This is a genomic window from Rhodococcus sp. T2V (genome assembly GCF_029269925.1).
Taxonomy (GTDB): domain Bacteria; phylum Actinomycetota; class Actinomycetes; order Mycobacteriales; family Mycobacteriaceae; genus Rhodococcus_F; species Rhodococcus_F koreensis.
Genome location: NZ_JARJBD010000233.1, coordinates 1 through 2,941, shown reverse-complemented (window position 1 = coordinate 2,941; position 2,941 = coordinate 1). Strand labels below are relative to the sequence as shown.

The window sequence follows — 2,941 nt, the reverse complement described above, 5'->3', positions numbered from 1 at the left end:
TGGAGCGGTCACCCGAGTTGATCGTCGCGCTTCTGGCGGTCCTCGAGGCCGGCGGTGCATATCTCCCGATCGACCCCCGCTATCCGAGTGCACGGACCGAGTTCATCCTGCGCGATGCTGCGCCGATCCTGATCCTGACCGACACCGCGACCGCAAGCATGCTGCCAGACAACGGCATCCCCGCACTGCTGCTCGAGACGTGTTCGGAACAGGGCGAACACTGGGAAGACACCGCCGGCAACGGCCGCACCACACCGCTGCGACCGGACAATACCGCGTACGTGATGTACACCTCCGGATCAACCGGCACCCCGAAAGGGGTGACGGTCAGCCACCACAATGTCGTCAACTGCATGGTGCAAGTGGCCTCGAGTCTCGGTGCGCCAGGGCTGGCCCGGGTGCTGGCAAGTACATCGGTGAGTTTCGACGTGTCCGTGTTGGAGATTTTCGCGGCGTTGTGCGCCGGCGGGAGTATCGACGTGGTCCGTGACGTTCTCGTGCTCGGCGAACACCGCACCTGGAGCGGGAGTGTGATCAGCACGGTCCCGTCCGTGTTCGCGGAGGTACTCGACCAGATCGAGAACACGGTGAGCGCGGAGACGGCGGTGTTCATCGGTGAGCAGTTGTCCGGTCGATTGCTCGGTGCAGTTCGTGCCGCGATTCCTGGAGTCCGGGTGGTCAATGGGTACGGTCCGACCGAGACCACCGTCTACGTGACCAGCCGGGTTATGGAGCAGTCGGACGAGTGTGCCGGCGAATCGGTGCCGATCGGTGTGCCGGTGTGGAATACACAGGTGTTCGTGTTGGGTGCGGGGCTTGGGCCGGTTCCGGTGGGTGTGGTGGGGGAGTTGTATATCGCCGGGGTGCAGTTGGCGCGTGGGTATTTGGGTCGGCCGGGGTTGTCGGCTGAGCGGTTCGTGGCGTGTCCGTTCGGTGTGCCTGGTGCGCGGATGTATCGGTCGGGGGATCTGGTGCGGTGGACCGCCGAGGGTGAACTCGTGTTCGTGGGGCGTGCTGATGTGCAGGTGAAGGTGCGGGGGTTCCGGGTGGAGCCGGGGGAGGTTGAGGCGGTGCTGCTGAAGCATCCGGCGGTGGCTCGGGCTGTGGTGATTGGTAGTGAGTCTCTGGCGGCTGTTGGGGTGGGGTGTCGGTTGGTGGGGTATGTGGTTCTCGAGTCCGCTGGCACGGTGACGGGTGTGGGGTTGCGTGAGTTCGTGGCTGGGCGGTTGCCGGAGTTCATGGTTCCGGCGGTGGTGATGGTGGTGGATCGGTTGCCGTTGACGGCGAATGGGAAGTTGGATCGGAGGGCGTTGCCGGCGCCGGAGTTCGTTGGTGGGGTGTTTCGTGGGCCGCGGTCGCCGGTGGAGGAGATGTTGGTGGCGTTGTTCGCGGAGGTGCTGGGTGTTCCGCGGGTGGGGATCGACGACGGTTTTTTCGATTTGGGTGGGCATTCGTTGTCGGTGACGCGGTTGGTGAGCCGGATTCGGTCGGTGTTGGGGGTGGAGGTTGCGGTTCGGGTGGTGTTCGAGTCTCCGTCGGTCGCGGAGTTGGCGCCGCGGCTGGGCGACGCTGCGGTGGCGAGGGTGCCGTTGCTTCCGCGGGTGCGGCCGGAGCGGGTGCCGTTGTCGTTCGGGCAGGCCCGGTTGTGGTTCCTGCACAAATTCGAGGGGCCGTCGGCGACGTACAACATTCCGGTGGCGGTGCGGTTGGCCGGTGCTCTTGATGTGGGGGCGTTGGTGGCGGGGTTGGGGGATGTGGTGGCTCGGCACGAGAGTCTGCGGACGGTGTTCGGTGAGGACGGAGGGGTGCCGTTCCAGGTAATCCTTTCCACCGACCAGGTCCCGGCGGTGGTGCAGACGATCGAGGTCGGTGCCGACGAAGTACCCGCGGCGGTGACCACGGCGGCAGCGTATCCCTTCGACGTCGAACACGAGATTCCGATCCGCGCAACGGTGTTGGAATGCGGTTCGCGAGAGCACATCCTGGTGTTGGTGCTGCACCATATTGCGGGGGATGGGGGTTCGTTGGCGCCGTTGGCTCGGGATGTGGCGGTCGCGTATGCGGCCCGGGCGGCGGGGGAGGTTCCGGGGTGGGTGCCGTTGCCGGTGCAGTATGCCGATTACACGCTGTGGCAGCGGGACATGCTGGGTGAGGAGGACGATCCGGGCAGGGTGTTCTCTACCCAGGTCGACTATTGGAAGACTGAGCTGGCGGGGCTCCCCGACTGTATCGAGCTGCCGACCGATCGTCGGAGGCCGGCCACACCGAGTTACCGTGGCGGCACGGTGGAGTTCACAATCTCACCGGAACTGGGCTCGGAGATAACCCAACTGGCCCGCAGAAGTGGGGCGACACTGTCGATGGTGCTGCAATCTGTGCTCGCGGTGCTGCTCCACCGGCTCGGCGCCGGGTGCGATGTCGCGATCGGTGGCCCGATCGCGGGTCGTACCGACGAGGCGTTGTCCGACTTGGTGGGGTTTTTCGTGAACACGTGGGTGTTGCGGGTGGATGTGTCGGGGAATCCGCGGTTCGATCAGGTGCTCGATCGGGTGCGTGGGAAGGCGTTGGCGGCGTATGAGAATCAGGATGCGCCGTTCGAGCGGTTGGTGGAGTTGCTGAATCCGGTCCGCTCGACGGCCTATCATCCGTTGTTTCAGGTGTCGTTTGCGATGCAGGACAATGTGTTTCCCGAGGTCGCGTTTCCCGGGTTGGAGTGGGCGACGTTGCCGGTGTCGACGGGGACGTCGCGTTTCGATCTGTCGTTCAGTCTCGCCCCCGACGGCCGGCAGGGTCTGGCCGGAGTCATCGAGTACGCGAGTGACCTGTTCGACCGGGCGACGGTGGAGTCCGTCGCGGCTCGGTATGTGCGGTTGCTGGGGTTGATCGTCGCGGATCCGCAGGCGCGGATCGAGGGCTACGAGATCCTGGATCAGCACGAACG

General features: G+C 65.2%; 1 protein-coding gene. It reads left to right on the top strand.

Annotation, left to right across the window (positions count from 1 at the left end; translation table 11 throughout):
• A partial coding sequence (locus P3H15_RS53450) for an amino acid adenylation domain-containing protein (protein WP_276144736.1) occupies nt 1-2,941 on the top strand: 2,941 nt, incomplete at both ends.